Origin of the sequence: Micromonospora sp. LOL_015, from assembly GCF_048060275.1 — a bacterium.
In the GTDB taxonomy this organism is placed as follows: domain Bacteria; phylum Actinomycetota; class Actinomycetes; order Mycobacteriales; family Micromonosporaceae; genus Micromonospora_E.
This window is the reverse complement of the sequence record NZ_JBHMIO010000018.1, coordinates 36,779-57,803: the sequence shown is the minus strand read 5'-3', so window position 1 is coordinate 57,803 and position 21,025 is coordinate 36,779. Positions and strand designations below refer to the sequence as shown.

Here is a 21,025-nt window from a genome sequence, read left to right as displayed (position 1 = left end):
ATCTGGCCGCTGTGGCTGATGTTCGGCCTGGTGCCGGTCTGGTGGCTCAGCGGGCTGTTCTACTTCGGCTGGCCGGTGCTCGGCGCGCTGCTGCTGATCGTCATGTTCGTCCGGGGGCGGATCCCGTTGCCCGCCGGCGCCGGACTCTGGCTGGCCTTCCTGGCTCTCGTGGTGGTCAGCGCCACCCAACTGGCCGACGTCGGCGCGCTGCTCACCTTCACCTTCCGGTTGTTGTTCTACGTCACCGCGATCGTCGTCTGCTGCTACGTGTACACGATGGCGCGGGAGCGGGACGCGTTGACGGTGGTGCTCGGCCCGCTGTGCGCGTTCTTCGTCGCCCTGGTGTTGCTCGGCTGGCTCGGCCTGCTGATGCCCCGGTTCGGCATGGTCACCCCGTTCGAACTGGTGCTACCGGGTGGGTTGTCCGGCAACCCGTTCATTCGGGACATGGTGCACGCCCAGGCGACCGAATACAGCGCCCGCTCGACCAATCCGATCTTCCGGCCGGCGGCCCCGTTCGCCTACACCAACACGTTCGGCAGCACGTTCGCCATCACCCTGCCGGCGGTGGTGGCCTGCCTGCTGCTCGGTGCCCGGGGGCCGGCCCGGGCGGTCCTGCTGGTCGCCCTGCCGTTGTCGCTGCCGCCGGCGTTCCTGACCCTCAACCGGGGCATGTTCCTCAGCCTCGGCGTCGGGCTGGCCGTGCTCGGCCTGCGGGCCGCGGCCCGGGGCAACGTCAAGGCGTTGGCGTCCATGCTCGGGATGCTGGCCGTCGGCGGGCTGGTCACCCTGTTCATCCCGATCGGCGAGCTGATCGAGCGCCGGGTGAGTGTCAGCGACACCAACACCGACCGGCTGTCGCTCTACCTGGAGGTGCTGCGCTGGGTCCAGCGGTCGCCGCTGCTCGGTTTCGGTGCGCCGGTGCAGGTCGACACGGTCACCGCCGACGCGCCGATCGGCACCCAGGGCCAACTGTGGGCGGTGCTGTTCAGCCACGGTATTCCGGCGTTGGTCTGCTTCATCGGCTGGTTCGTCATCGTCGGGCTCCGCTGCTGGCCGGTTCGGACGGCGGCCGCGCAGTGGCTCTCCGTCGTGCCACTGATCGGCCTGGTCCAACTGCCCTTCTACGGCCTGGTCAACCAGAACCTGACTGCGATCTTCTACGTCGCCGGGGTGGCGTTGGTGCTCGTCGACCGGGAACGTCCGGGTCGCCCGCCCAGTCAGCGTCCAACCCCGCAGCCTCTGGCCGGGGCTGCACGGTGACCGCCGCCACCGATCAGCGGGAGACCCGGCGTAGCGCCCGCAGCGGTGTCATCGGACTGGCCGGCGCGGCGGTCAGCGGGCTGTTCGGCTTCGTCCTGGCGGTGGTCATCACCCGCGGCTACGGGCCAACCGGCGCGGGCGCGTTCTTCGCCGCCGTCGGACTGCTCACCGTGGCCACTGCGGTCTGCACCCTGGGGGCCGAGACAGGACTGCTCTGGGCGTTGCCCCGGCGCCGTACCGGCGCCACCGGGGACGCCGCCCGGATGCTGCCGGTGGCGTTGCTGCCGCCGCTGGTGTTCGCCATCGTGGTGGCCGTCGTCGGGCTGCTGGTCGCCCCACAGCTCGCGGACGGCCTGTTCGACCGAGCGAGCACGGAGACCGTACGCCTGGTTCAGCTCTGCGCGGTCGGGTTGCCGGTGCTGGTCGCCACCGGTCTGATGCTCGCGGCCATACGCGGGGTCCGACCGATCGGCGGCTACGTGGCGGTGCAGTTCTTCCTGCTGCCGATCGGCCGGCCGGTGCTGGTCGGCCTCGCCGCGCTGGCCAGCGGCGCAGTGCTGCTCGGGTTGGCCGGCTGGCTGGTGCCGGCGCTGGCCGCCCTGCTGGTCTGCGCCGGCCTGGTCGCCGGACCGCTCGGTCTGGGGCGTGGCGCCCGACTGCGGGCCGGGTCGGCGGACTGGCGTGGCTTCTGGCGGTTCGCGCTGCCGAGGGCCGGCTCGGCCGCCATCGACGCGGGCGGCATGTGGATCGGGGTGCTGCTGGCGGTGGTGCTGGCCGGGCAGGCCGAGGCGGGCATTTTCGGCGCGGTCGGTCGGTACATCCTGGCCGGGCAGCTCGCCCTGCAGGGGCTGCGGGTCGCGGTCGCGCCGCAGCTGTCCCGGCTGCTCGGCGCGGACCGGCCGGCCGAGGCGGCGGCGGTGCACCGGCAGACCACCAGCTGGGCGATCGTGCTCTCCTGGCCGGTCTATCTGCTGCTGGCGGTCTTCGCACCGGGTTTCCTGAGCATCTTCGGGCCGGAGTTCGCCGCCGGCGCTACGGCGATGACGGTGCTGGCGGTCGCGATGCTGGTGAACGTCGCGGTCGGAAACGTGCAGACGTTGCTGCTGATGAGTGGTCACAGCGGCCTGCACCTGGTGGCCACGCTGGCGAATCTGACGGCGACGGTGTCGTTGGCGTTCTGGCTGGTGCCCCGGCACGGGGTGCTCGGCATGGCGGTGGCCTGGGCCACCGGGATCGTGCTGGAGAACCTGATCGCGGCGACCGCCGCCCGGCTGGTGGTCGGGCAACCACTGGTGGACCGCCCGGTGTCGGTGGCGGCGGCGGCGACGTTGGCCGGTGTCGGGGCGGTCAGCGTGGTTGCGGTCGCTGCGGCCGGCCGGGACGCGGCCGGCCTCGGTACCGCGTTGGCTCTGGTCGGCGCGGTCGTGATCGTAATGTCGGCGCTGCCGGGTGTGCGGCGCCGGGTGTGGCGCAGCGTCAGACAGAGAGGTGGGTGAGACGGCCATGGCGTCCATCAGGGACCGCATCAAGCAGGCGGTACCGACCCAGGTGACCGACCGGGTACGCGAGTCGATGGTGCACTACGGAGTACGTACCAGTCACCGTCGCCCGCTGCCGGACTTTCTGATCATCGGCACGAAGCGCGGCGGCACCACGTCGCTGTGGAACTACCTGATCCAGCATCCGCTGGTGCCGCGGCTCTTCCCGGCCTGGAACACCAAGGCCACCCACTACTTCGAGGAGCACTGGTCGCGGGGGGAAGCGTGGTACCGGTCGCACTTTCCCACCGAGCGTCAGCGCGCCGCGCTGACCGCCCGGTACGGCGGCCCGGTCCGTGCCGGCGAGGCCGCTCCGCTGTACATGTTCCACCCGACGGCCGCCGAGCGGGTCCAGCAACTGCTGCCCCAGGTACGGCTGATCGTGCTGCTGCGCGATCCGGTCGAGCGGGCGTACTCGCACTGGAAGGAGCGGCGGACCGAGGGCAAGGAGCCGCTGGACTTCCCGCAGGCGTTGGCGAGCGAGCCGGAGCGGACCGCCGGTGAGCGCGACCGGCTGATCGTCGATCCGAACTACTTCTCCGAGCCGTACGACTGGTACACCTACCGGGCGCGTGGGCGCTACCTGGAGCATCTCGAGCCCTGGCTGGACCGGTTCGACCGCGCCCAGTTCCTCTTCCTGACCAGCGAGGAGTTCTACCGCGACACCCGGTCGGCCTATCTGCGTACCCTTGATTTCCTCGGCCTGCCCCGGCATGAGCTGCCGACGTTCAAGGTGTACAACGACCGCCGGTCGGCGCCGATGGACGACGCGTTGCGTGCCGAGCTGACCGCCTACTACCAGCCGCACAACGAGGCGCTGGCGCAGCGGCTGGGGTTGCGGCTGGACTGGCCCGGGGCGCCGCGATGACCGGCACCGACCCGCGTCGCCGCGACGACGGTCTTGGTTGGGTGACCCGGGCGGTCTTCCCGGACGAACGGGTGCGGCTGACGCTGCTGCCGGCCGGGGCGTCGCAGCCGGCGCTGGATCCAGCCGACCGGCTGCTGGCCCGGTACGCGGTGGTGCCGTCGCCGGCCCGGGCCCGGTTTCTGTTGCCGTTGGGGCCGCGTCGGGTGACCGCCGCCTCGGTCTGGGCGTACAACGCGCTGCGCCCGCTGCGGGTGCGGCTGCCCCGGGCGTTGCTCGGTCTGGCGGCCCGGACCGGGGTGCTGCAGGTGACCCGGCCGGCGGTGCTGACCGTGTCGGCCGGGCCGGGGTCAGCCGGGCAGCTGACCCTGGTCGACGATCTGGCGGCGCACTCCGGCGGGGCGCGCTGGTACGCGGCGATCGGAGTCCGTCCGCCGGACCCGAACCACAAGCCGACGGTGCAGCTGTTCGACGCGGCTGGCCGGCCGCGCGGCTACGCCAAGATCGGATGGAACGACGCCACCCGCGAACTGGTCCGTGCCGAGGCAGCCGCGTTGGCGGCGGTGGCGCCGGTAGCGGGGGTGGGTGAGTATCCGATGGTGCCGAGGTTGCTGGCCGCAGGCGAGTGGTCCGGTCAGGCGGTCACTGTCGTCGAGCCGCTGCCGGCCGACGTGCGAGGGGTCGGGGTGGGCGAGCCGCCGCAGGTCGCGGCGGTGCTGGCGGTCGCCCGGCGGGGTGGTGCGCCGGCCGCGCCGCGGCCGCTGGCCGGCTCGGCGTTCCTGGACCGCCTGCGCCGGTCGGCCGCCGCGGCCGCGGGTGACTCCGACGGTACGGCCGTCGACGCCGCGGCGGCAGGTGCACTGGATCCGCTGGCCGGACGCCGGCTGGCAGCGGCGGTGGAACGGCTTGCCGAGCGGTTCGAGCAGGTGCGGGTCGAGTTCGGTCACTGGCACGGTGACTGGGTGCCGTGGAATCTCGGCCGGTACGCCGGCCGGCTGGTCGCCTGGGACTGGGAGCACAGTGGCCCCGACGTACCGGTCGGCTTTGACCTGGCGCACGATGCCTTCCAGCGCAAACTGGTGCTCGACGGGGCTCCGGCGGCGAGCGCGGCGGCTGCTGTGGACGCCCAACTGCACCGGCTGGCCCCAGCGTTGGGTGTGGACGCCGAGCGGCGGCGGCTGATCGTCCAGAGTTACCTGATTGAGATGTGGCTACGGACCTGGCGGCTGGCGGCCGGCGGTGCCGGTTGGAATCCGGCGCTGCACCCGGCGCTGCTGGACGTGATCGAGCAGCGGTGCGCCGACTGACAGTCGCCCTGGATCATCCCATATGTTGAGACCCGCTTGTCGTGGGCCCGACGTCTGGATTGTCGATCACGTGATTGCCAGCTTGCCGGCGGTGGCGCCTGGGTCTGCTTGCCTACTAATCCTATCGAACGGATAGAAATACTTTCACATTCTTGGGCACGGATAGTAACTGCTTGTTGGAATGCTCGGTGGTCGTACGGTTTCGGTGTGTAGTTGCGAGCTGTGGTGATCGGGGATGTTGTCGCAGGTCAAGTGGATCGACGGGAAGGCGTCAAGCGACCCCCGCCAATTTTTTCTCCGGCCGTGGTCGCATATATTGTCAATGCAAACAGTGGTTGGCCGGCTAGTGAACTCTGGGGGCGTCCGTGGCCAACAACGTGCCTGACGTTGACAGTGCACCCACGCTCCTGCTCGTCGGCTCGAGCGGTGGTCACCTCGCGCAGTTGCTCGCGCTCGAGCCGTGGTACGTCAACCGAACCCGGTGCTGGGTGACCTTCGACACGCCGGACGCCACGTCGCTGTTGCGTGGCGAGGATGTCATGTGGGCGTACCATCCGACGACCCGGAACCTTCGGAACCTGGTCCGCAACGCCCGGCTCGCGGTGCGGATCTTCCGGCGGCGGCGGGTCGCCGCCGTAATCACCACCGGTGCCGGAGTGGCCTTTCCCTTCGTGTTCCTTGCCTGGTTGCGTGGGGTGCCGGCGATCTACATCGAGGTCTATGACCGCATCGACACGGCGACGCTCACCGCGCGGCTGTGTCGCCCTTTCCTGTCGGCGATGCTCGTGCAGTGGGAGGAGCAGCGGCGCCAGTACCCGGAGGCAACCGTCGTTGGCAATCTGCTATAACTGTGCGCATTTATGAATGACGATGACATGTCAACGTAACAAGAGTAGAAGTGGCCAGGTCAAGGAGTTGATCGTGGTGGAATCCGCGTTGTCGAACACCGGGCCGACCAGCGTCGCCGCACGAATCCCCCGGCAGCGCGTCGGGCCGCGTACCGGCACCATCCTGGTCGCCGTCGGGACCGACCGGCACCGGTTCGACCGGCTGATCGGCTGGCTGGAGGACTGGCACACCGCCGCGGACCGGGTCGAGTTGATCGTGCAGTACGGGCACAGCCAGGCACCGAAGCTGGCCGGGGCAGTCGACTTCCTCGACCACGACGCGCTGCAGCAGGCCATGCAGCGGGCCACCCTGGTGGTGTGCCACGGCGGCCCAGCGACCATCCTCGAAGCGCGTCGGCACCGGCACCTGCCGATCGTCGTACCGCGGGATCCCACTCTGGACGAGCACGTCGACGACCATCAGATGCTGTTCGCCCGCCGGCTGGCCGACGCCGGGCTGGTCCGGCTCTGCCAGTCGCGTACGGCGCTGTTCGAGGCGCTGGAGGACGGGCTGCGCGCCCCGGCGAGCTTCGGCGTCACCGCCGACGCCGGCACCGACGCGGCACGACTCGCGGCCGTCGCCCGGGTCGGCGAGATCATCGAAGGGTTGATCTCATCGGCGCATCCGCGCCGCGTGCTCAGCCGGCGGTCGCGGTGACCGCCGGCCGGACCCCGACGGTCAGCGTCGTGGTCCCCACCCGGGACCGGCCCGAGCTGCTGCGCGAGGCCATCACCGCGATCCGCGAGCAGGACTATCCGGGCGTCGTCGACGTGGTGGTGGTCTACGATCAGTCCACTCCGGACATTACGCTGGCCAGTGACGATCCGCACCGGACGGTCCGGGTGATCGGCAACGGCCGGACCGCCGGCCTGGCCGGCGCCCGCAACAGCGGCATCCTGGCCGCGACCGGCGAGCTGGTCGCGTTCTGTGACGACGACGACCGGTGGCTGCCCGGCAAGCTCGCCGCCCAGGTCGCCGAGCTGCTCGCCCACCCGGACGCCGAGTTCGTCAGCTGCGGTATCCAGGTCAGTTACGACGGCACCGTCAACGACCGGGTGCTCGACCTCGACAGCGTGTCGCTCGCCGCGCTGCTGCGCGACCGGATGACCGAGCTGCACCCGTCGACGTTCGTGATCCGGCGCGCCGCGCTGGTCGACGGATTCGGGCTGGTCGACGAGGAGATCCCGGGCAGCTACGCGGAGGACTACGAGTTCCTGCTCCGGGCCGCCCGCAGCGCCCCGCTGCGCAACCTGCGGACGCCGTACGTGCTGGTCCGCTGGCACAAACGGTCCTACTTCGCGCAGCGCTGGGACACCATCGCCACCGCCCTGCAGTGGCTGCTGGACCGCTACCCGGAGTTCGCCACCGAGCCGGCCGGCGAAGCCCGGGTCGCCGGTCAGATCGCCTTCGCCGAGGCCGCCGCCGGGCACCGCCGCGGGGCGATCCGCTGGGCCCGGCACACCCTGGCCCGCAACCCGCGCGAGCCGCGCGCCTACCTCGCCCTCGCCGTCGCCAGCCGGGCGGTACGGCCGGACCTGGTGCTCCGTACCCTGCACAAGCGCGGCCGAGGAATTTGATGACACGGCCTGGGCGCGCAGCGGCCCGCTGAGACGAGCGGGGCATCGCTGTGCCTCCCGGCGCTCCGAGCGGATATCGGTGAAGGCGGGCCGGCAGGGCGTGACGGCGACACGCATCGGGTCAGCGCAGCGGGCCGATCCGGGCCTCGATCTCCGCCCGCAGCTCGGTGCCGGCCACCACCGCGCGCGTCGCCTCCAACGCCGGGGCCAGGAAGATGTCCGGCCCCGGCTGACCGGCGACCCCGCCGACCAGCTTCACCGCCGCCTGCCCAGCCGGCGACGGCCGCAGCGGGGCGCGCAGCTGCAGGCCGCGTACCGCCGCCAGCAGTTCCACCGCGAGTAGGCTGGTCAGGTTGTCCAGCACGGTACGTAGCTTGCGGGTCGCCGCCCAGCCCATCGAGACGTGGTCTTCCTGCATGCCGGAGGTGGGCACCGAGTCCACCGAGGCCGGTGCGGCCAGCCGGCGGTTCTCCGCGACGATGCCGGCCGCGGTGTACTGGGCGATCATCAGCCCGGAGTTGACCCCGGCGTCCGGGGACAGGAACGCCGGCAGGCCCCGGGACCGGTTCAGGTCCAGCAGCCGGTCCACCCGGCGTTCGCTGATCGACCCGACCTCGGCGGCCGCGATGGCCAGGAAGTCGGCGGCGAAGCCGAGCGGCGCGCCGTGGAAGTTGCCGGTCGACTCGACCCGCCCGTCCGGCAGCACCACCGGGTTGTCCACCACCGACCGCAGCTCCCGGCCGGCGACGGTGCCGGCGAACGCCAGGGTGTCCCGGGCCGCCCCGGCCACCTGCGGCGCGCACCGCATCGAGTACGCGTCCTGCACCGCGTGCAGCAGATCGTCGCGGTGCGAGTCCATCACCGCCGAGCCCTGCAACAGCCGGTGGATGTTGCCCGCCGACACGCCCTGACCGGGATGCGGCCGGATGGTGTGCAGGTCGGCCTGGAACGGCCGGTCCGAGCCGAGCATCGCCTCGATCGCCAGCGCGGCGGTGACGTCGGCCATGGTGAACAGGTGCCCGGCGTCCTCGACCGCCAGCAGCAGCATGCCGAGCATCCCGTCGGTGCCGTTGATCAGTGCCAGACCCTCCTTGGCGGCCAGCTCCACCGGGGCCAGCCCGGCCCGACGCAGCGCCGCCGCGCCGTCGACCCGGTCCCCGGTGTCCGGGTCCCGTACCCAGCCTCCACCCATCAGCACCAGCGCGCAGTGCGCCAACGGCGCCAGGTCACCGGAGGCACCGAGCGACCCGTGCTCCGGCACCCACGGGGTGATCCGATGATTGAGCAGGTCCAGCAGCGCCTGCGCCAGCAGCGGCCGCACCCCGGAACGGCCCAGCGCCAGCGACCGCACCCGCAGCACCAGCATCGCCCGGACCACCTCGTCGGGCATCGGCGCGCCGATCCCGGCCGCGTGCGAGCGGATCAGCGCGTGCTGCAGCTCCGAACGCCGGTCCGGCGCGACAAAACTGCTGGCCAGCGCGCCGAAACCGGTGGAGACGCCGTACACCGGGCGGCCGTCGCGTTCGATCGACTCGACGATGTCCCGGCTGCGGGCCATCGCCGCGACCGCGCCGGGGCTCAGCTCGACCCGTGCCCCGTCCCGGGCCACCGCCCGCACCTGTGCGGCGGTCATCCCGTCCGGTTCGATCGTCACAGTGGACATGTCGGTACTCCGTCGTGCAGGACCTGATGGATCAGCGGCACCCCCGGCCGGTAGGCCAGGTGCAGATGGGACGGCGCGTCGAGCAGGAGCAGGTCGGCGCGGGCGCCCGGGCGCAGCACGCCGACGTCGGCGCGGCGCAGCGCCCGGGCACCACCGGCGGTCGCCGCCCAGACCGCCTCCGCCGGCGTCATCCCCATCTCCCGGACCGCCAGTGCCACACAGAACGGCATCGACGTGGTGTACGACGAACCCGGGTTGCAGTCGGTGGCCAACGCCACCGTCGCTCCCGCGTCGAGCAGCCGGCGGGCATCCGGGTACGCCGCCCGGGTGGAGAACTCCGCGCCCGGCAGCAGCGTCGCCACCGTCGCCGACCCGGCCAGCGCCGCCACGTCCGCGTCGGACAGATGAGTGCAGTGGTCGGCGCTGGCGGCCCCCGACTCCACCGCCACCGATACCCCAGGGCCGGGACCCAGCTGGTTGGCGTGCACCCGCAACCCCAGCCCGGCGGCGGCCCCGGCGGCCAGCACCGCGCGGGCCTGGTCGGCGTCGAACGCGCCGCGCTCACAGAACACATCCACCCAGCGGGCGTACGGGGCCGCGGCGGCCAGCATGTCGCCGGTGACCAGGTCGACGTAGTCGTCCGGGCGGTCCGCGTACTCGGCCGGCACCAGGTGGGCGCCGAGGAACGTCGTCTCGTCGGTGAACTCCGCCGCCACCCGCAACGACCGGGCCTCATCGGTGACGCTGAGCCCGTACCCGCTCTTGATCTCGATCGTGGTGCTGCCCTGCCGCAGTGCCTCACGACGCAGCCGCCCGACGGTGCCGCGCAGCTCGTCGTCGCCGGCGGCGCGGGTCGCCGCCACCGTGGTCCGGATGCCGCCGCCGTCGTAGCGGACGCCGGCCATCCGGGCGGCGAACTCACCCGCCCGGTCCCCGGCGAAGACCAGATGCGCGTGGCTGTCCACGAAGCCCGGCAGCCCGGCCCGGCCGCCCGCGTCCGACCGCCGGTCGGCGGCCGGCGCGTGCGCCCCGCGCCCCACCCAAACGATCCGGTCGCCGTCGACCAGCACCGCCGCGTCGGTCAGCAACCCCAGCGGGCCGCCGTCGTGGGTCGGATCGTTGGTGACCAGCTCCCCGATGCCGGTCACCAGCAGCGTGCCGCTCACCGGCAGCGTGCCGCTCACCGCCGTCACCGGGTCACCGCCCGGATCGCGGCGGCCAGTTCGGCCGGTACGTTGACGTGCAGATGCCGGCCGTCGGTGACCACCGGTCGGCCGTCGACCACCACGTCGGTGACATCGGCGGCGGTCGCCGCGAAGATCATCCCGGCCGGGTCGACCCCGGCGGTCCGTACGCTGTCGCACCGGACGGTGACCAGGTCGGCACGGGCGCCGACCGCGATCCGGCCGGCGTCGGCCCAGCCCAGCGCGGCGTGACCGGCTTCGGCGGCCATTGAGATCAGCTCGCCGGGGGAGAAGTGCCCCCGCCGGCCGGTGCGCAGCCGCTCGTGTGTCTCCACCGCCCGTGCCTCCTCGAACAGGTCGACCACCGCGTGGCTGTCACTGCCCACGCTGAGCGTGACCCCGGCGGCCGCCAGCGGGCCGGCCGGGCCGATCCCGTCGGCCAGGTCCCGCTCGGTGGTCGGGCAGAGGCAGACCCCGGCCCGCGCGCCGGCCAGCAGCGTCACGTCGGTATCGGTCAGGTGGGTGGCGTGCACCGCGGTGGTGTCCGGGCCGAGCACCCCGGCGTCGGCCAGCAGCGCCGTCGGGGTCCGGCCGTACCGGGCCAGACAGGCCGTGTTCTCCATCGGCTGCTCCGACAGGTGTACGTGCAGCGGGGCACCCCGCTGCACCGCCGCCCCGGCGACGACCGGCAGCTCGGCGGCGGGTACCGCCCGTACCGAGTGGACCGCCGCGCCGGCCCGGACGTGGTCGCCGGTGGGCCGCCACCCGGCGGACCGGTCCGCCCAGTCGGCCGCGTCGGCGTCGCCGAACCGGCGCTGCACCCCGGTCAGCGGTGCCCCGTCCACCCCAGCGGTCAGGTAGCAGGTGTCCAGCAGGGTGATCCGCAGCCCGGCGTCGGTGGCGGCCTGCGCGAGCGCGTCGGACATGACGTTGGGCTCGGCGTAGCGCCGGCCCTGTGGATCGTGGTGCAGGTAGTGGAACTCGCCGACGCAGGTCACCCCGGCGAGCGCCGCCTCGGCGTACACCGCGCGGGCCAGCGCCAGGTAGCTGTCCGGGTCGAGGCGCCCGGCGACCGCGTACATCCGCTCCCGCCAGGTCCAGAAGCTGCCCCGGTCGTCGTGAATCTGTCCGCGCAGCGCCCGGTGGAAGGCGTGCGAGTGGGTGTCGGCCAGGCCGGGCAGGGTCACCCCGGCGAGCCTCGGCACGCCCGGCGGCGCCGCCACCCCGGCTGTGACCGCGGTGAACCGGCCCGCCTCGGCCTCGATCAGCACCCCGGCCGCCGGGGCCGGCCCGCCCAGCCAGGCGTGTTCGGCGTACCAGCTCATCCGGGCCGCCCCGGTTGCCGGCACCTTCGTCCGGGCCGCCCGATCCGCCGGCCGCTTCATTCGCCGGCCAGGTCGGCCAGCGCGGCGGCGAGGGCCCGCACCCCGGCGGCGCAGTCGTCGTCGGTGGCGTGCTCGTCCGGGGCGTGCGACACCCCGGTGGGATTCCGCACGAAGATCATCGCCGTCGGCACGTGTCCGGCCAGGACGCCGGCGTCGTGCCCGGCGGCGGTCGGCAGCACCGGCACCGCAGCGGTCCGCCGCGCACCCACCGCCGTGGCGATCCGGTCGGTCAGGTCCGGGTCGAAGGCGACCGGCGGGCTGTCCGACTCGCGGACCACCGCCACCGACGTACCGTCCGCCTGTGCCCGGGCCGCCGCGTCGGCCCCGACCGCCTCGACCAGTGTGGCCAGTGCGGTGGTGTCGGCGGCCCGCGCGTCCAGCCAGGCGTGCACCTGGGCCGGGACCGCGTTGGTGGCGTTGGGCCGCACCGAGATCCGGCCGATGGTGGCGTGCGCGCCCAGCAGGCGGGCCTGCGCCTCGGCGGCGAGTACGGTGTGCGCGCAGGTCAGCATCGGGTTCCGGCGGTCGACCATCCGGGTGGTCCCGGCGTGGTCGCCGGCCCCGGTGAACTCCAGCCGCCACCGCCCGTGCGGCCAGATCATGCTGGCTACCCCGACCGGGGCACCGAGGTCGACCAACGCCCGGCCCTGCTCAACGTGCAACTCGACAAAGACCCCGATCCTGGCCAACCGGTGCGGGTCCGGCCCGGCCCCAGCCGGGTCGGTGCCGCCCGCCCGCATCGCCTCGGCCAGCGTCACTCCGTCGGAGTCGGTCAGCGCCAGCGCGTGCGCCGCCGACACGCCGCCGGTGAGCAGCCGCGACCCGAGGCAGGCCAGGCCGAACCGGGCCCCCTCCTCCTCGACGAACGCGGCGACGGTCACCGGCCGCGCCGGGGTGAACCCACGGTCCCGCAGCTCGTCGACGGCGAGCAGCGCCGACACGATGCCGAGCGGTCCGTCGTAGCCGCCGCCGTGCGGCACCGAGTCGAAGTGACTACCGGTGACCACCGCCGGGGCGGCCGGATCCACGCCGGACGGTACCCAGTCGGCCCACAGGTTGCCGTTGCCGTCGGCCTGCACCGCAAGCCCGCGCCGGACCGCCTCGGCGGTGAACCACTCCCGGCAGGTCAACTCCGCCGTTGACCAGGCATAGCGCAGGTAGCCGCCGGTCGCCGGATCACGCCCGACGCCGGCCAGCTCCGCCCACATCGCCCGGAACCGCTCGGCCAGCGGGTCAGCGGTGGTCACCGGGGCCGGGCCGGTCATCTGCGGCCCATCGGCACCGGCAGGTCGTGCGCGGCGGCGACCTGACCGGCCAGCTGGTATCCGGCGTCGACGTGGCGCAGCACCCCGGTCGCCGGGTCGTTGCGCAGCACCCGTTCGATCTTCTGCCGGGCCAGCGCCGATCCGTCGGCGACGCAGACCTGACCGGAGTGCAGCGACCGGCCGATGCCGACCCCGCCGCCGTGGTGGATGCTCACCCAGGACGCGCCGCTGGCCGCGTTGACCAGGGCGTTGAGCAGCGGCCAGTCGGCGATCGCGTCCGAGCCGTCGGCCATCGCCTCGGTTTCCCGGTACGGCGACGCCACCGACCCGCAGTCCAGATGGTCCCGACCGATCACCACCGGGGCGGCCAGCTCCCCGGCGGCGACCATTTCGTTGAACCGCGCCCCGGCGAGTTCCCGTTCGCCGTACCCGAGCCAGCAGATCCGGGCCGGCAGCCCCTGGAACGCGACCCGTTCGCCGGCCAGCCGGATCCAGCGGGCCAGCGCCTCGTTGTCGCCGAACAGGTCGAGGATCGCCCGGTCGGTGGCGGCGATGTCGGCCGGATCGCCGGACAGCGCCGCCCACCGGAACGGGCCCTTGCCGGCGCAGAACAACGGCCGGATGTACGCCGGCACGAAACCGGGGAAGTCGAACGCCCGGTCGTAGCCACCGAGCCGGGCCTCGTCGCGGATCGAGTTGCCGTAGTCGAACACCTCCGCGCCGGCGTCTGCGAAGCCGACCATCGCGGCGACGTGCCGGGCCATCGACTCCCTGGCCCGCTGCGTGTACTCCTGCGGTGCCCGGCCGGCGTACGCCGCCGCGTCGGCCAGCTCGACCCCTACCGGCAGGTAGCTCAGCGGGTCGTGCGCGCTGGTCTGGTCGGTGACGATGTCGATTTCGACGCCGTCGGCGAGCAGCTGCGGCAAGACGGTCGCCGCGTTGCCGACCACGCCGACCGACAGCGCCCGCCGGTCCCGCCGGGCCGCCTGCGTCGCCGCGACCGCCTCGGCCAGCGAGCTGACGACGGTGTCCAGGTAGCCGGTGGCGACCCGGCGGGCGAGTCGCTGCGGGTCGACGTCGACGATCAGGCACACCCCGCCGTTCATGGTGACGGCGAGCGGCTGCGCGCCGCCCATCCCGCCGCAGCCGGCGGTCAGGGTCAGCGTGCCGGCCAGCGACGCGGCGCCGACCCGGTCGATCCAGGCCGGCGGCGCGGTCGGGTCGGCCCCGCCGGGTTCGCTTCGGTCAGCCGCCGGTTCCGCCGTCCGGCCCGCCGCCAGTTTGGCGGCGACCGCCGCGAACGTCTCGTAGGTGCCCTGCAGGATGCCCTGGGTGCCGATGTAGATCCACGAGCCGGCCGTCATCTGCCCGTACATGGTCAGGCCGAGCTGTTCCAGCCGGCGGAACTCCGGCCAGGTCGCCCAGTCGCCGACCAGGTTCGAGTTGGCCAGCAGCACCCGGGGCGCCCACTCGTGGGTGCGCAGCACGCCGACTGGCCGGCCCGACTGGACCAGCATCGTCTCGTCGTCGGCCAGCTCGGTCAGCGTCGCCACCAGCGCGTGGTAGGACGGCCAGTCCCGGGCCGCCCGGCCGGTGCCGCCGTACACCACCAGGTCGTCGGGGCGTTCGGCGACGTCCGGGTCGAGGTTGTTCATCAGCATCCGCAGCGCGGCCTCCTGCGGCCACCCCTTGGCGGTACGGGTGGCGCCGCGCGCCGCGCGGATCAGCTCAGCCATGTCGCGGTCCCTTCCGGGTAGTCAGCCGATGAAGACGTTGCGCTGGGCGGCGGAGCGCTCGAACTGCTCCAGCCGCCGCTGTGCCTCACCCGGTGCCGCGTCGCAGATCGCCTGCAACAGCACCATCGCCAACGCCATCGGCGCGGCGTGCAGGTCGAACACCAGCTGGTCGCCGACCGGGGCGGGCAGCACCAGGTCGGAGTGTTCGGCGGCCGGGCTCAGCAGGGAGTCGGTGATCAGCACCACGGCCAGGCCGACGGCGCGCGCCTCGACCAGCGCGTCGACGGCCTCCCGGGGGTAGCGGGGCAGCACGATGGCCAGCAACGCGGTCGCGCCGGCCTCCCGGGTCTGCTCCAGGCGCTCCGGAAGCAGGCTGCCGCCGCTGGCCAGCACCCGCACGTCCGGGCGGACCTTGGCGGCGAAGAACCCGAAGTAGGTGGCGAGTGGCGCGGCGGCCCGCAGCCCCAGTACCGGCAGCGGGGTGCTGCCGGCCAGCAGGGTGCCGGCGGCGGTGAGCCGGTCCCGATCACCCAGCTGGTCGGCGAGCGTGCTCAGCTGCCGGGCCTCGGCGCGGACCGCGCGCTGCATCTCGTTGTCGGCGGCGTAGGTCCGCCGCCCGCCGCGCCGGGACTCGCCGCGCGGTGCCGGCAGGCCGGCCGGGCCGCCGGACTGGCCGGTGCCAGCCGGATTGACGGCGAACTCCCGTAGCCGGCGGCGCAGCGCCGGGTAGCCGTCGTAGCCGAGCGCCATCGCGAACCGGGTGACCGACGGCTGGCTGACCCGGGCCAGCTCGGCGACCTCGGCGGCGGACAGGAACGCGGCGGAGCCGGCGTGCTGCACCAGGCTGTGTGCGATCCGTCGTTGGGTGGGGGTGAGCCGGACACCGGTGAACAGGTCGAGCACCCGTTCGGCCGAAGCGGCCGGGACGGCCTCGCTGTCATTCACCCTGACACTGTATGCAATATTTCATTCAGTCGGCAACGGTGGCCGCGTCGGCACCACTGGTGGCTGTGGTAGAACCAGCGCGTGGAACGCTTACCGCCGCATCGCAACCCGGTCCGTACCCGGCCGCCGTCGTGACCGGCGTGCGAGTCGCCGCCCTCCACACGTACCCGGTCAAGGGGTGTCGCCGCCTCGACCACGACGATGCCCAGGTCGAGCCCTGGGGCCTGGCCGGGGACCGACGCTGGATGATCATCGACCCGGACGGAGTCGGCATCACCCAGCGGGAGGCTCCGGCCCTGGTCCACATCCGCCCCCAGCCCGTCGCCGGTGGACTCACCCTGCACACCGCCGGCCGACACCGGACGTCCCCCCACCGGTCGCGCCCACGCTGGATGTCTGCACGCCGGTCGCCGGCCCGCCGGTGCAGGTCCGCGTCTTCCGGGCCAAGGCCGCGGTGCCGGCCCGGCTCGCCGAAGCCACCGCACACGCCTGGATCAGTGCGGTCATCGGCCGACCGGCCCGACTGGCCTGGCTGGCCGACCCGACGGTACGGGCGGTCAACCCCGACCACGGCCGTCCCGGTGACACGGTCAGCTTCGCCGACGGCTACCCGGTGCTGCTGACCAACGCGGCCTCCCTCGACGAGGTCAACGACTGGCTCGTCGAGTCGGGCGACCCGGCCGCGCCGTTGCCGATGCACAGGTTTCGCCCCAACGTGGTGATCAGTGGCGCGCCGGCCTGGGCCGAGGACGGCTGGCTGGGGCGTCGGATCCGGATCGGCGACGTCACCTTCCGGGTGGCCAAGACCTGCGCCCGCTGCGTCGTGACCACCACCGACCAGGACACCGGCGAACGCGGCCAACAGCCGCTGCGGATCCTCGCCCGACATCCCCGTGGGCCGAAGGGTGTCCTGTTCGGGATGAACATCATTCCGGACAGCACCGGGCGGATCACCGTCGGCGACAACGTGGTGGTTGCGGCCGGTCCCTACTCTTAGGTCTCACTTAGGACCGTTGCCCGGGTACGTCGCAGTACGGCAGCATCACTGGACGTGACCGACGACGGACCCGCCTCCCATGCCGGCCGGACCCGCTGGCTGGCCGGCGGTGCGGCCGCAGCCGGGGCCGGCCTGCTCGGCCTGCTGCTGGCCGCCCAGGTCGGCGCCAGCCCGGCCTGCGCGGCACCACCCGTCGGCGGCGGCATCCATCAGGGCAAGGCCACCTTCTACGACACGCAGGGGCAGGGCGGCAACTGTTCGTTCGACAGTGCGCCGGCAGACCGGATGTACGTCGCGCTCGGCCCGGACGAGTACGCCGACGCCGCCGCGTGCGGCGGGCACCTCGACGTCACCGGTCCACGTGGCACCGTCCGCGTCGTCATCATGGACCAGTGCCCGGAGTGCGCCGTCGGTCACCTCGACCTGTCCCGGGAGGCGTTCGCCCGGATCGCCGACCCGGTGCGGGGCATCGTCGACCTCAGCTACCGGGCGGTGGTCGACCCGCCGACCGGGCCGCTCGCGGTGCGGGTCAAACAGGGCGCGTCGCAGTGGTGGTTCGCGGTGCGGGTCACCGACCACGGCAACCCGCTCGCGACCGTCGAGGCCCGAATCGGATCGGAGTGGCGCGGACTTGTTCGGCACGACTACAACTACTGGCTCGCCGACGACGGGCTCGGCCCCGGCCCGTACTCCCTGCGGGTCACCGACGTGTACGGCAATCGGGCGACCGTGCCGGGGGTCCAGTTGGCCCCGGGGCGGACCCAGCAGACGGACGTGCGCCTGTACGGCAGCGGATCGGGTTCCAGCTCCGGCTCCCGGTCGTCCGGGTCGTCCTCGGCCGCCGGCGGCTCCGGCGCCGACCGCGCCGGTGACCGGCCGCCGGCGGCCCAGACCACGTCGACCGCCGAACCACCGTCGCCAGGTCCAACGTCCACCGGGTCGGCCTCGCCGGGTCCGTCGCCAACCGCCGGTGCAGCGGGTCTCGACGCGGCCGCCAGCCCGTCGACGGTGCCGGCTGCAGCTCCTGCCGACCCGCCGTCAGTCTGCGGCTGACCGATCGTCGGTTTGCGGCTGACCGACCCAGTCTGCGGCTGGCCAGTTCGCCGGTGCGCCGCTCAGCTCCCGCCACATGATGATCTCGTCCCGGTCGTCGCCGTCAGCCACCCGCAGCGCGCTTGGCAGCCGACCTACCTCCCGGTAGCCGCACCGCTGGTAGAACGCCGGCAACCCGTGCCCGTCGCGGATGGTGACCTGCAGCGCGGACAGACCCATCGACCGGCCGACCCGCTCCGCCTCGGCCATCAGGGCCAGCCCGTAGCCGCGCCCCTGCCGGTCCGGTGCGACCACCACCCGCTTGAGCACCCGCCAGTGCTCCTTGAGGTCGAACCGGTTGCTGGTGATGAAGACGAACGCGGCCAGCCCGGCATCGTCGTGGCCGACGAGCAGCCGGTCGACGCCGGCGGCGACCCCGGCGAACGCCGCATCGGCGGTCGGGCGCACGTCGGCGACGGTCACCGGGGCGACGAACCCGACCGCGCCGCCGGCGTTGGTCGCGTCCGCCCAGAGCGCGATGATCCGCTCGCGCAGCTCGTCGACGAGCTGCGGATCAAGAACGAAGCCCAGCCGTACGGAGATCGGGGGAATCATCGCGGTGTGTCGACTCCGGGTGAACCTGGGTGTCAGGTGCTGGGTAGGGCCGGCGGGACTTGAACCCACACTGGTGCGATCCTAAGTCGCATGCCTCTGCCAATTGGGCTACGGCCCCGAGCGCTTCTAGGTTACGTGCCGAGGACAGGCTAGCCGAATCCCGGTCGGCCGGAGCCGGGGCCGGCGGCGCTGTTGCGTCAGTCGAGGCCGAGGTCGCGGCGGAGCTTGGCGACGTGGCCGGTGGCCTTGACGTTGTACAGCGCCCTGGTGATCCGCCCGTCGGCGTCGATCACGAAGGTCGACCGGATCACCCCGGTGACCGTCCTGCCGTACAGCTGCTTCTCGCCGTAGGCGCCGTACGCGGTGAGCACGGTCTTGTCCGGGTCGGACACCAGCGGGAAGGTGAGCCCGTCGCGCTCGCGGAACTTGGCGAGTTTCTCCGGTTTGTCAGGAGAGATGCCGACCACCTCGTAGCCGGCGGCCTGCAGTCCGGCGAGCGAGTCGCGGAAATCACACGCCTGCTTCGTGCAGCCCGGGGTCATCGCCGAGGGGTACGCGTACAGCACCACGTGGCGCCCGCGTAGCTCCTTGAGGGACAACTGGTCGCCACTGTCGGTCGGCAGGGTGAACTCCGGGGCGGGTTCGCCCGGCGCGAGGCGGACCGGCCCGCCGGTGGCAGCTGAGGTCATGGCCGGAGCCTACTCCGAGGCCGTCGGCCGGGTCGGACCGCCAACCGTGATTAGTTGCATGCCCTATGCAAGAGCAGCGGTAGCGAAATAGGCTGGCCACGCGGCCAACGGACTGCCCAGCCGGGAGGAACCAGGTGGACCCCCTCGCACTCCATATCCAGAACGGGGTGCTCAACGGCCCCGTAGCGATCAGCTACGCCGTGCTTGCCGCGGTGGCCTTCGGGTACTGCCTGGTCCGCGGCCGCCGGGACCTCGACGACCGGCTCGCCCCGATGGCCGGCCTGGTCGCCGCGTTCATCTTCGCCGTCCAGATGCTCAACTTCCCGGTGCTGCCCGGGGTCAGCGGCCACCTGCTCGGCGGCGCGCTGGCCGCGCTGCTGGTCGGCCCGTGGGTCGGCGCGCTCTGCGTGTCGATCGTGCTGATCGTGCAGGCACTGCTGTTCGCCGACGGTGGGGTCACCGCGATCGGCCCGAACGTCACCAACATGGCGCTGGTCGGCACCGCCGCCGCGTACGGGCTGATCTTCGTCCTGCTGCGCGTGCTGCCACGCACGCCGACCGGGCTGGCGGTCACCGCCTTCGTCGCGTCGGTGGTCAGCGTGGTCGCCGCCGCGTTGAGCTTCGTGCTGCAGTACGCCATCGGCGGCACCACGCAGCTGCAGGAGTTCGGCCTCGGTCAGGTGCTGGCCCTGATGACCGGCACCCACGTCCTGATCGGCGTGGGTGAGGGGTTGATCGCCGCGGTCACCGTGCTGACCGTCGCCCGGACCCGCCCGGACCTGGTGTACGCCCTGCGCGGACTGCGCCGCCCGGCCATGCCGAGCCCGCCGGCCGCTCCCACCGCCGCCCAGCCCGCGTCCACCGGAGGTGCCGGATGAAGCGCAACACCGGTTTCGTCCTGGCTGGTCTGTTCGTCTCGCTGCTGCTGGCCGGCGTGGTCAGCAACTTCGCCTCCGGCTCGCCCGACGGGCTGGACTCGGCGTCGACCCAGGGCTGCGAACTCGACGGCGAGGAGATCGTCGGCGGGGCCTGCATGGGCTCCGGCGCGCAGGACCACGAGCTGGCCGACAGCCCGTTCGCCGACTACGGCCTGACCGCCGTGGACAACGGTTTCGTCGGTACGGCGGTCGCCGGCGCGGTCGGGGTGCTACTCACCTTCGCGGTCGCCGGTGGGCTGTTCTGGCTGACCCGCAGCCGCCGGCCGGCAGCCGGGACACCGGCCGCCGAGGCAGCGGCCATCGAGGCGCCGGCCGGCGGACCGCAGAGCTGACCAGCGGTGGGAGCCGGGCACGCGCAGCTGCTGCACCTGGAGCGGGACAGCCCGGTGCACCGGCTCCCGCCGGAGACGAAGATCGCCGCGATGCTGGCGTTCACCCTGGTGGTGGTGGCCACCCCACGCGAGCGGCTGTGGGCCTTCGGCGGCTATCTGCTGCTGGTCGTGGCGGTCGCCGTCGTCGCCCGGGTGCCGGCGGCCTGGCTGGCCCGGCGGTCGCTGATCGAGGTCCCGTTCGTGGCCTTCGCGTTCGCGTTGCCGTTGCTGGCCGGCGGTGAACGGATCCCGGTCGCCGGTCTGAGCCTGTCCGTCGAGGGCCTCTACGGCGGCTGGAACATCCTGGCCAAGGCCACCCTCGGGGTGCTCGCGTCGCTGCTGCTGGCGGCCACCACCACCAGCCGCGAACTGCTGGTCGGGCTGGACCGGCTGCGCTGCCCGTCGATCGTCACCCAGATCGCCACGTTCATGCTGCGCTACGTCGACGTGCTGGTCGACGAGGCCCGGCGGATGCGAATCGCCCGGATCTCCCGGGGCGACGACCCCCGTTTCCTCTGGCAGGTACGCGGGTTCGCCGCCGGCGTCGGCGCGTTGTTCCTGCGGGCGTTCGAGCGCGGCGAGCGGGTGTACCTGGCGATGATCTCCCGCGGTTACACCGGTCGGATGCCGGTGGCCTGGCAGGCCACCGGCGGTGCCACGGCCGGCCAGTGGATGCTGGCCGCGTCGGTACCGGTGACGGCCGCTACCATCGCCGCCGTGGCGGTGTTGTCGCGGTGAGCGATCCGGTCGACGCGGGCTCGACGCAG

Annotated in this window: 19 protein-coding genes, 1 tRNA gene and 1 pseudogene; 12 read left to right on the top strand and 9 right to left on the bottom strand. The window is 73.0% G+C overall.

Features of this window, described 5'->3' with window-relative positions; all coding sequences use genetic code 11:
- The first annotated feature begins 18 nt into the window (after positions 1-18).
- The 7 genes from ACFHWU_RS16395 to ACFHWU_RS16365 all read left to right on the top strand — a co-directional run bounded on the left by ACFHWU_RS16395 (position 19) and on the right by ACFHWU_RS16365 (position 7,438).
- Positions 19-1,263 carry an O-antigen ligase family protein gene (locus tag ACFHWU_RS16395; protein ID WP_416554791.1) on the top strand — a complete coding sequence of 415 codons (1,245 nt, stop codon included), beginning with the start codon at positions 19-21 and terminating at the stop codon, positions 1,261-1,263.
- Complete coding sequence (locus tag ACFHWU_RS16390) at positions 1,260-2,759, top strand: lipopolysaccharide biosynthesis protein (RefSeq protein WP_416590942.1); 1,500 nt, start codon at positions 1,260-1,262, stop codon at positions 2,757-2,759. Before ACFHWU_RS16395 ends, ACFHWU_RS16390 begins: the two co-directional genes overlap by 4 nt.
- 7 nt (positions 2,760-2,766) lie before the next feature.
- Positions 2,767-3,669 carry a sulfotransferase domain-containing protein gene (locus tag ACFHWU_RS16385; protein WP_416590941.1) on the top strand — a complete coding sequence of 301 codons (903 nt, stop codon included), beginning with the start codon at positions 2,767-2,769 and terminating at the stop codon, positions 3,667-3,669.
- Complete coding sequence (locus ACFHWU_RS16380; protein WP_416590940.1) at positions 3,666-4,973, top strand: hypothetical protein; 1,308 nt, start codon at positions 3,666-3,668, stop codon at positions 4,971-4,973. The genes ACFHWU_RS16385 and ACFHWU_RS16380 overlap by 4 nt, the downstream gene beginning before the upstream one ends.
- Before the next feature lie 365 nt (positions 4,974-5,338).
- A complete protein-coding gene (locus ACFHWU_RS16375; protein ID WP_416554672.1) occupies positions 5,339-5,821 on the top strand; it encodes a UDP-N-acetylglucosamine--LPS N-acetylglucosamine transferase in 483 nt (160 codons plus the stop codon).
- Between the two features lie 88 nt (positions 5,822-5,909).
- Positions 5,910-6,518: a glycosyltransferase gene (locus ACFHWU_RS16370; RefSeq protein ID WP_416554789.1), complete on the top strand. Its 609-nt coding sequence runs from the start codon at positions 5,910-5,912 to the stop codon at positions 6,516-6,518.
- The gene (locus tag ACFHWU_RS16365) at positions 6,515-7,438 is read left to right on the top strand and encodes a glycosyltransferase family 2 protein (protein ID WP_416554670.1); all 924 of its coding nucleotides are present in this window, start codon (positions 6,515-6,517) and stop codon (positions 7,436-7,438) included. Before ACFHWU_RS16370 ends, ACFHWU_RS16365 begins: the two co-directional genes overlap by 4 nt.
- 121 nt (positions 7,439-7,559) lie before the next feature.
- Here the strand turns inward: ACFHWU_RS16365 and hutH are convergent, their stop codons facing one another.
- Genes hutH through ACFHWU_RS16335 form a run of 6 tightly spaced genes read right to left on the bottom strand, consistent with a single transcriptional unit; the run spans position 7,560 to position 15,616 of the window.
- A complete protein-coding gene (gene hutH, locus ACFHWU_RS16360) occupies positions 7,560-9,101 on the bottom strand; it encodes a histidine ammonia-lyase (RefSeq protein ID WP_416554668.1) in 1,542 nt (513 codons plus the stop codon).
- Positions 9,089-10,267 (bottom strand): imidazolonepropionase, encoded by a 1,179-nt coding sequence (gene hutI / locus ACFHWU_RS16355; RefSeq protein WP_416590972.1) that lies wholly within the window; start codon positions 10,265-10,267, stop codon positions 9,089-9,091. The genes hutH and hutI overlap by 13 nt, the downstream gene beginning before the upstream one ends.
- Before the next feature lie 23 nt (positions 10,268-10,290).
- Positions 10,291-11,610 (bottom strand): formimidoylglutamate deiminase, encoded by a 1,320-nt coding sequence (locus tag ACFHWU_RS16350; RefSeq protein ID WP_416590971.1) that lies wholly within the window; start codon positions 11,608-11,610, stop codon positions 10,291-10,293.
- Positions 11,611-11,666: 56 nt separating this feature from the next.
- Entirely contained in the window at positions 11,667-12,935 is a 1,269-nt protein-coding gene (locus ACFHWU_RS16345) for an allantoate amidohydrolase (protein ID WP_416568319.1), read from the bottom strand.
- Positions 12,932-14,671, bottom strand: coding sequence for a urocanate hydratase (locus tag ACFHWU_RS16340; RefSeq protein ID WP_416590939.1), 1,740 nt, complete (start codon positions 14,669-14,671; stop codon positions 12,932-12,934). The genes ACFHWU_RS16345 and ACFHWU_RS16340 overlap by 4 nt, the downstream gene beginning before the upstream one ends.
- Before the next feature lie 21 nt (positions 14,672-14,692).
- Positions 14,693-15,616, bottom strand: coding sequence for a MurR/RpiR family transcriptional regulator (locus ACFHWU_RS16335; protein ID WP_416590938.1), 924 nt, complete (start codon positions 15,614-15,616; stop codon positions 14,693-14,695).
- 140 nt (positions 15,617-15,756) lie between these two features.
- Here ACFHWU_RS16335 and ACFHWU_RS16330 point away from each other — a divergent pair.
- Positions 15,757-16,613 (top strand): annotated as a pseudogene (locus ACFHWU_RS16330) (MOSC domain-containing protein).
- Positions 16,614-16,667: 54 nt separating this feature from the next.
- Complete coding sequence (locus ACFHWU_RS16325; protein ID WP_416568317.1) at positions 16,668-17,666, top strand: expansin EXLX1 family cellulose-binding protein; 999 nt, start codon at positions 16,668-16,670, stop codon at positions 17,664-17,666.
- On the opposite strand, the gene ACFHWU_RS16320 is transcribed toward ACFHWU_RS16325, so the two are convergent.
- From ACFHWU_RS16320 to bcp, 3 genes are all read right to left on the bottom strand, one after another.
- Entirely contained in the window at positions 17,652-18,260 is a 609-nt protein-coding gene (locus ACFHWU_RS16320; RefSeq protein ID WP_416590937.1) for a GNAT family N-acetyltransferase, read from the bottom strand. The two genes, ACFHWU_RS16325 and ACFHWU_RS16320, sit on opposite strands and share 15 nt — an antisense overlap.
- Before the next feature lie 44 nt (positions 18,261-18,304).
- A tRNA-Leu gene (locus ACFHWU_RS16315) sits at positions 18,305-18,378 on the bottom strand.
- 79 nt (positions 18,379-18,457) lie between these two features.
- The gene (gene bcp / locus ACFHWU_RS16310) at positions 18,458-18,949 is read right to left on the bottom strand and encodes a thioredoxin-dependent thiol peroxidase (RefSeq protein ID WP_416554656.1); all 492 of its coding nucleotides are present in this window, start codon (positions 18,947-18,949) and stop codon (positions 18,458-18,460) included.
- A gap of 134 nt (positions 18,950-19,083) precedes the next feature.
- Between bcp and ACFHWU_RS16305 the strand changes: the two genes are divergently transcribed.
- The 3 genes from ACFHWU_RS16305 to cbiQ are packed head-to-tail and all read left to right on the top strand — an operon-like array spanning position 19,084 to position 20,996.
- Positions 19,084-19,827, top strand: coding sequence for an energy-coupling factor ABC transporter permease (locus ACFHWU_RS16305; protein ID WP_416590936.1), 744 nt, complete (start codon positions 19,084-19,086; stop codon positions 19,825-19,827).
- The gene (locus tag ACFHWU_RS16300) at positions 19,824-20,219 is read left to right on the top strand and encodes a PDGLE domain-containing protein (RefSeq protein WP_416590935.1); all 396 of its coding nucleotides are present in this window, start codon (positions 19,824-19,826) and stop codon (positions 20,217-20,219) included. The genes ACFHWU_RS16305 and ACFHWU_RS16300 overlap by 4 nt, the downstream gene beginning before the upstream one ends.
- Positions 20,220-20,225: 6 nt before the next feature.
- The gene (gene cbiQ, locus ACFHWU_RS16295; RefSeq protein ID WP_416554650.1) at positions 20,226-20,996 is read left to right on the top strand and encodes a cobalt ECF transporter T component CbiQ; all 771 of its coding nucleotides are present in this window, start codon (positions 20,226-20,228) and stop codon (positions 20,994-20,996) included.
- Positions 20,997-21,025 lie beyond the last annotated feature (29 nt).

Excerpts from the sequence above, each read along its gene's own strand:
- ACFHWU_RS16395 (WP_416554791.1), top strand. The coding sequence starts at position 19 with ATGTTCGGCCTGGTGCCGGTCTGGTGGCTCAGCGGGCTGTTCTACTTC.
- ACFHWU_RS16385 (WP_416590941.1), top strand. The coding sequence starts at position 2,767 with ATGGCGTCCATCAGGGACCGCATCAAGCAGGCGGTACCGACCCAGGTG.
- ACFHWU_RS16380 (WP_416590940.1), top strand. The coding sequence starts at position 3,666 with ATGACCGGCACCGACCCGCGTCGCCGCGACGACGGTCTTGGTTGGGTG.
- hutH (WP_416554668.1), bottom strand. The coding sequence starts at position 9,101 with ATGTCCACTGTGACGATCGAACCGGACGGGATGACCGCCGCACAGGTG.
- ACFHWU_RS16350 (WP_416590971.1), bottom strand. The coding sequence starts at position 11,610 with ATGAGCTGGTACGCCGAACACGCCTGGCTGGGCGGGCCGGCCCCGGCG.
- ACFHWU_RS16345 (WP_416568319.1), bottom strand. The coding sequence starts at position 12,935 with ATGACCGGCCCGGCCCCGGTGACCACCGCTGACCCGCTGGCCGAGCGG.
- ACFHWU_RS16340 (WP_416590939.1), bottom strand. The coding sequence starts at position 14,671 with ATGGCTGAGCTGATCCGCGCGGCGCGCGGCGCCACCCGTACCGCCAAG.
- ACFHWU_RS16320 (WP_416590937.1), bottom strand. The coding sequence starts at position 18,260 with ATGATTCCCCCGATCTCCGTACGGCTGGGCTTCGTTCTTGATCCGCAG.
- bcp (WP_416554656.1), bottom strand. The coding sequence starts at position 18,949 with ATGACCTCAGCTGCCACCGGCGGGCCGGTCCGCCTCGCGCCGGGCGAA.
- ACFHWU_RS16300 (WP_416590935.1), top strand. The coding sequence starts at position 19,824 with ATGAAGCGCAACACCGGTTTCGTCCTGGCTGGTCTGTTCGTCTCGCTG.